The sequence below is a fragment of the Motilimonas cestriensis genome (genome assembly GCF_021295315.1).
Lineage (GTDB): Bacteria > Pseudomonadota > Gammaproteobacteria > Enterobacterales > CBDFNC01 > Motilimonas > Motilimonas cestriensis.
On the sequence record NZ_JAIMJA010000001.1, the window covers coordinates 363,527 to 370,150 of the forward strand.

Annotated in this window: 7 protein-coding genes and 1 pseudogene; 7 read left to right on the top strand and 1 reads right to left on the bottom strand. The window is 42.1% G+C overall.

Annotated features, from left to right (window positions below; all coding sequences use genetic code 11):
- The first annotated feature begins 143 nt into the window (after positions 1-143).
- The 4 genes from K6Y31_RS01635 (at position 144) to K6Y31_RS01650 (ending at position 3,724) form a co-directional block, all read left to right on the top strand.
- Positions 144-1,151, top strand: coding sequence for a pentapeptide repeat-containing protein (locus tag K6Y31_RS01635; protein ID WP_233051120.1), 1,008 nt, complete (start codon positions 144-146; stop codon positions 1,149-1,151).
- A gap of 91 nt (positions 1,152-1,242) precedes the next feature.
- Positions 1,243-2,136 carry a DMT family transporter gene (locus K6Y31_RS01640; RefSeq protein WP_233051121.1) on the top strand — a complete coding sequence of 298 codons (894 nt, stop codon included), beginning with the start codon at positions 1,243-1,245 and terminating at the stop codon, positions 2,134-2,136.
- A 102-nt stretch (positions 2,137-2,238) separates the two neighbouring features.
- Entirely contained in the window at positions 2,239-3,048 is an 810-nt protein-coding gene (xthA, locus tag K6Y31_RS01645) for an exodeoxyribonuclease III (protein ID WP_233051122.1), read from the top strand.
- Between the two features lie 220 nt (positions 3,049-3,268).
- Positions 3,269-3,724: an EVE domain-containing protein gene (locus K6Y31_RS01650; RefSeq protein WP_233051123.1), complete on the top strand. Its 456-nt coding sequence runs from the start codon at positions 3,269-3,271 to the stop codon at positions 3,722-3,724.
- Between the two features lie 328 nt (positions 3,725-4,052).
- Here the strand turns inward: K6Y31_RS01650 and K6Y31_RS22415 are convergent.
- A pseudogene (locus K6Y31_RS22415) lies at positions 4,053-4,130 on the bottom strand (hypothetical protein); the annotation flags it as partial.
- 374 nt (positions 4,131-4,504) lie between these two features.
- On the opposite strand from K6Y31_RS22415, the gene K6Y31_RS01660 reads away from it, so the two are divergent.
- From K6Y31_RS01660 to K6Y31_RS01670, 3 genes are all read left to right on the top strand, one after another.
- Entirely contained in the window at positions 4,505-4,708 is a 204-nt protein-coding gene (locus K6Y31_RS01660) for a hypothetical protein (RefSeq protein ID WP_233051124.1), read from the top strand.
- Positions 4,686-5,501, top strand: coding sequence for an LPO_1073/Vpar_1526 family protein (locus K6Y31_RS01665; RefSeq protein ID WP_233051125.1), 816 nt, complete (start codon positions 4,686-4,688; stop codon positions 5,499-5,501). Before K6Y31_RS01660 ends, K6Y31_RS01665 begins: the two co-directional genes overlap by 23 nt.
- Positions 5,502-5,590: 89 nt before the next feature.
- On the top strand, positions 5,591-6,436 hold the full coding sequence (locus K6Y31_RS01670) for an FRG domain-containing protein (RefSeq protein ID WP_233051126.1): 846 nt from the start codon (positions 5,591-5,593) through the stop codon (positions 6,434-6,436).
- Positions 6,437-6,624 lie beyond the last annotated feature (188 nt).

Sequence of the window (6,624 nt, forward strand, 5' to 3'; positions counted from 1 at the left end):
GATAACAAGCTAGATAATTAGCCAAAACCCTTCTATAAATTAGAACCTTTAGCCAAATTAATTACTTAACCTCACTTCTGGCTCCTGCAACAAGCCAGATTCTTTCGCCTATACTCAGCTAAGGCATTAGTAGGGAACAGGTTATGTCTGAACGCATTAAAGAGCCATTAAGTGAAAGCCAACATCATTGCCAATATTTTGATCACTTAGGTGCACAATGTGATGCGCCAGCAGGTACATCAGGGCTATGCTTTTGGCACGACCCCGATACGGATAAGTCGGATGAGGATACCGCTAGCCGCTTAGAAGAATACGCCGCTCAGGGTGGCATGCTACATGGCTTAGCGCTACAACACGCTAATTTGGCGGGCGTCAACCTGGTAAAGCGTCACTCTAAAACGGGCTATGACTTAACCGGCAGTGACTTCTACCGTGCAAACTTACGGGGTGCCCACTTATTTAATGCGTCAATTTGTAAAGGAAGCTTAATGAAGGCCGATTTAACGGGCGCTAATCTTCATTGTGTGCACTTAGAAGAATGCAATTTACTTGGCGTTAAACTTATTAAGGCCAAAATTGATAATGTAAAAATTGGCAAAAAACTACTGCAAGAACAGCGCGCCGAACAAGCATTACAAGAAAATGACCTAGCTGCCGCTTGGGATAATTATGAGCAAGCCGAAGAGATTTATCGCGATTTACGCAAAGCCAGTGAACAACAAGGTTTGTTCTCATTAGCGGGACCATTTTTACAGCAAGAGCTGACCATGCGGCGTTATCAAATGCCGAAATGGTCATTTGCACGGTTATTCTCAAAAACGGTCGATCTATTCTGCGGTTACGGTGAAGACCCATTACGCGTGGTGCTGTTTTCTATTTTACTGATTATTGTCAGTGCTATTTTTTACTTTATTTTTGGTATTAGCTTTGCCGGTGAAACGGTCTCCTTCAATGTTAATCACAGTATCATGGAAAATTTTATCTCGTTGCTAGAATGCCTCTATTACAGCGTGGTTACCTTTACCACCCTAGGCTATGGTGACTTTACCCCGATTGGTCTTTCGCGTGGTATGGCGGCGATAGAAGCATTTACCGGCAGCTTTACCATTGCCTTGTTCGTGGTGGTATTTGTAAAAAAAATGACCCGATAAAGTCTTTTCATTTATGCTGGATAAGCCCGACTATTACAGGTAAATTAGCTGCTAATTTAATCACCTGCAGTATATTAACGGACTAATTGCCATGCCTGCTAACCTCAGCCTAACCATTGCCATGATCATTTGGGGCAGCTCATATATCGCACTCAAACATGCCATTCAGTTTTATCCACCGGAATGGGTCATGTTTTTACGCATGTCTATTACTTTGATTTGCTGCGCTTGCTTATGGCGCTGGGTACGTCAATTTAACTATCAGTCAGGCGACTGGAAACTACTATTGTTAATGAGTGCAGCCGAGCCTTGCTTGTTTTTTTGGTTTGAAGGTCAAGCGTTACTTTATACTTCTGCCGCGCAAGCGGGCGTATTAGTGTCTTGCCTACCCATTTTTGTCGCAGTTTTGGCATGGTTTTTCCTAAAGGAGCGATGCACTAGTGCAATTGCGGTGGGCTTTTTATTTTGCATTGGCGGCAGTATTTTACTGTCAGTGGTATCAAATACTTCCGAGCACGCACCTAACCCGCTTTTAGGTAACGCGCTAGAAATGGGCGCCATGTTTTTTGCCGCGGTTTATACCTTGTGCGTGAAAAAACTATCCACGCGTTACTCGCCGCTTAGCTTGATTGCCTTGCAGGGAATCAGTGGCAGCTTATTTTTTGCTCCCCAAGCGTTTGCTATCCCCTTCCCTGCCGAACAAGACTTAATGAGTTTGTTCAGCATTGTTTATCTTGGTGCTTTTGTCACGATTGGTGCTTACGGACTCTATAATTACGCCATCGCCAAAGTGAGCGTTTTAAAAGTGGCGGCATTTTCAAACCTGATCCCTGTTTTTGCGTTATTGCTCGCCGTTTTATTACTGGGGGAAACCATTTCATTATTACAAGGACTGGCCATCGCCTGTATTTTTATCGGCGTTTATATTAGTCAGCAGCATAAAAAAACGGCCCCTGCGGCAGAGAAACCAATTGGCCAAAGCTAACATATACCCAATCAACCCAGAGATGCTTGGGTATAGGATCCAGATTGAATCTTATTTATGGCTGCACTAGTATGTGGCCACATTCTGAATTGGATTTTTATCATGAAAATTGTCTCTTTTAACATCAATGGCCTGCGCGCACGCTTACATCAGCTGCAAGCGTTAATAGAAAAGCACCAGCCTGACGTCATTGGCCTGCAGGAAATTAAAGTTCACGATGATGCTTTTCCACTCGCAGAAGTGGAAGCCATGGGTTATCACGTTTATTTTCATGGTCAAAAAGCCCATTACGGCGTAGCTATGCTGTGTAAAAATGAGCCTCTAGCCGTACAAAAAGGCTTTGCGACCGATTCTGAAGATGCCCAACGTCGCATGATCATGGTCACGGTCGCAGACGCAAACGGCGAACCGGTGCGTATTTTGAATGGCTACTTCCCGCAAGGTGACAACATTAGCCATGAAACCAAGTACCCTTACAAACGCCAATTTTACCTCGATTTACAGCAGTATTTAGAAACCCAGCACCAAGCCGGCGAACAACTTATCGTGATGGGAGATATCAATATTTCGCCAACGGATCTTGATATCGGGATCGGTGACGTCAATGCCAAGCGCTGGTTAAAAACCGGTAAATGTAGCTTTCAGCCTGAAGAGCGAGAATGGCTCGCGCGCTTAACCAACTGGGGTTTAGTTGATACCTTCCGTCAATTAAATCCAACGGTTAGTGATCAATACAGCTGGTTTGATTACCGCTCAAAAGGTTTTGATGATAATCGCGGTCTGCGTATTGATGTGATCCTTGCTACGGCATCCTTAGCTGAGAAAGCCACCGAATCTGGTATTGATTATGAACTCCGCGGCATTGAAAAGCCCTCTGATCATGCCCCCATTTGGACCAGCTTTAGTAACTAACCTCAGTTCTGTTTAAGTCTAACGCTGCAAAATAAAGTATGCTTTACGGCAAAATTTCGTTTTCAGGGATGAAAACGCAAAGCGTATAGGGATATATTCACAGCGTTTTTGCAGGAAAGCATAGTATTGTTCGCTTATCCAAGATTCGGGTAAACTAATTTATCTCAAATGGGTGAGCGAGCATCAGTTCGCTCATTCGCCTTACCAGTGAAACAAAATAATGAATTATTGGCTGTTTAAAACCGAACCCGACGAATACAGTATCCGCGATCTACAACTCGCGCCAAACCAAACCGCAAAATGGGATGGCATTCGAAACTATCAAGCGCGAAACTTTTTAAGAGATAAAGTGGCCGAGGGCGACTTAGTATTTATGTACCACAGCCAATGTAAGCAAATTGGTATCGTCGGCGTGGCCGAGATCGTTCGCGCCGCCTACCCCGACCCCGCTCAATATGATGAAACCAGCAAATACTTTGACCCGAAAGCTACCTTTGACACCCCCCGCTGGTTTTGTGTGGATATTAAGCACAAGTTGACCTATCCGAGGGTGATCAGCCTAGGACGAATTAAAGCGCAGTCAGAATTGGCTAATATGATATTGGTTAAACAAGGGCGACTCTCTGTGCAACCCGTTACCGAGCAAGAATGGCAGCAAATTGAGGCCATGATTTAACTTTTTCGGCAGCTCTTAAGGCGCCGCGTTACAAACGCTGTCACTATCTCCACTGGATTGTCATTCGCTCAGGGCTACTCACACCTGATAGGGGTATAATCGCCTATCACATGAGTGTAAACGTCAGTGGTTTAACGTCTTCATGACCCAGTAATCTTGTACCATTCTAATATCAGTACCGTTTAGCAGTAATTAAGTAGCAAAAGAATGGCGAAAGGTATGCGCCGTAACCCACTTGGTGAATTGACTGGCGATCTTTCGGTGTTTGCCATTTCATTGGGGTACGCATGTGATGGAAATAAATGAACTGGCGAATCCAAAATAGATACGTTTTTTCGGTTTGTAAGCTATAACGGCGAGCCCGCAAATCTGCTCTAATCGATTCAATGAATGGTGATTTAGCCATGGACTACTGCCTGCTTTGAATGCTGTTTATTTATACAGGTGTAATGAAGTTTGGCTGATTTTGCCACGTTTTGGCGCGGTAAATAAATTGTAAAAGTCTCGCTTTGTTCACACCTTATGTCTAAATATTTGATATATAATCACAAAATGAATCAGCTAAATCCTTTATGGGGGCCAAATTTGGTCTCGGTAAATACTAGGCTCGCTTTGTTTTGCCTTGTGTTGCTTGTTACGGTTAACAAAAGAGCACCTAACCGGCTGAATATTATTAATTTATTTTTTACGGAATGACGATTTTCGTACGGTAGCGTACGGGATTTATACGGAATTCCGTATAAAACGCTGTTACATGCAAAACCAAGGAATAATCAGATAATGATAGATTGGCTAAATACCTTAACAGGTAATGATATAGCAACCTACATAGGTGCACTTTTAGCTCTAGTAGGTTTATTCGTTGTCGGTTCAAAGATTATCAATAAGACAACGCAAAAACAGAACGTTAAAAATGGAACAGGTATTCAGGTTGGCGGAAACCTAACAGTAGGTGAGAAAGATGAATCAAAAAGCAACGGTTAAGGACAACTCTACATCCATTCAAGTTGCAGGTGATATGGCTGTAGGTCTGACTTTTGAAAGTTGTGAGAGGCTATTCAACCTACTGCTACACGAGAATTTTCCAAAGTTGGAGGCTGCTGCAGCTCAAAAGGCACAGGAAAACGTAAATACACTTGTCTCTTCAACTTATCAAAAGCTAGAAGCTAGACTAGAGCAAATAGAAGTCTCTAAACTGGCTGAGCCAGATGTACAAAGTACATTTAATTCTGCAGTTCAAGGAGCAGCTAAGAAAGGTGAAAAAATTGATATAAACCTACTGTCTGAATTGCTGCAAGCTAGGCTAGAAAAAGAGAACGATGATTACGTTGATAACTGTGTCGAATCTGCAGTGGAAATCATACCTAAATTAACGCATGAACTACTGTCTGTTTTGCCAATTGTTCATTTTATTCAATCTTTATCAATTAGCAATGAGGCGGCTTTAGATCATGTGTTTATTGAATTAAATAAACATTATTTATCTCAATGTAAAAACATTTCTATAGCCAAGTTAAAGACAATTGCTTCATCAGGAGCTGGAAACTATATCAACATAATGGGAGGAAATACCTTGCAGGACAGCTTCAATAAAAAATATCCAGTCCTACAATCCGAAGGTGTTAAATCTAAGTTTCCGAATGTGTGTTCCTTTCTTGAAGAATATGACAAGCTTTCTCTTCATCAACTTACGTTAACTACTGCTGGGCAAGTGATAGCAACAAAAATGTTAGAAAAGGTATTTGGAAGAATGCCAATTAAAGATTGTGTGCAGTAAAGCATGTAACAAGTTGCTGCACGCGGAAAAATTACTCGCTACGCTCCTAATTTTCCGGTGAGCAAAGCGTTATAAGTCAAGGTAGTCGGATGGGATTCGAAAATATAAATATAATTGGGTCAACATGGGTTGATCAGAATGGAATTAAAATTCTCGATATTGAAGAGTCTCATGCATTGATAATGGCTGCTGGATATCTTAAGCACAATACACTTGAGGGGATCTATTTCAGAGGTCAAAGCAATTATTACGATGAACTTCGGCCTGCTTTGTATAGAGGTATTGATACCGATGCGGCTAAATACAGCCGAGAAAAAAGACTAAATAAAAAAATTGATGAATATAGGGGTGCTTGTCCCGCGTTCTCTAAATTTGGTGATTACGCAGCAGAACCTCTCCTTCAGCATTACGGCTTGCAAACGACATGGCTTGATTTGGTTGATAATATTTGGGTTGCTCTCTGGTTTGCATGTCACGAAGCTAAATCAACTCGAGATGGTCACTTTCTTCACTTTCAAAAGAGAATTCCAAGCGAATCAAATAAATATGCTTATGTATATCTTGTCGGAGCCGATTTAGAACGAAGAAGAAAAGATAAGCCTGGATATTGGAATGGCGAAAATACTGAACTCGTTGATTTAAGAATTGCGGCTCCATCCTACTTTCTGAGGCCTCATGCTCAACATGGGCTGCTGTTTCGCTGTAAAGGAGGAGGTTCAGGCCGCCCCTTGAATTACGCAAATCAAATTAGAGGTATAGTTCGAATTCCGCTAGAGAAAGCTTTTGATTGGCTGGGGAATGGGCATACAGTCGGTGTCCATTCATTATTTCCACCAGCTTACTATGACAACGGATACAAAATACTACTTCAGTCCGGTATAAGCTTCGATCCAACGGACAAAAATATAGGTGTAGTGCATAGTGTTGGTGCATAGACTTATAACAAACAATTGCAGCGGATCAATTTCCGCTTCGCTTCAATTGCCCGCTGAATTGGGCGTTGAGGCTGTAGAATTTCTCTTTTTAGGGGCTAATACGCCCGATTTTCAAGTTGGTCGTTTTTTAACCTTGAACCATCTTTCATGCTGTGATCTAATCAATATTATTCACCTGCGACTCATTG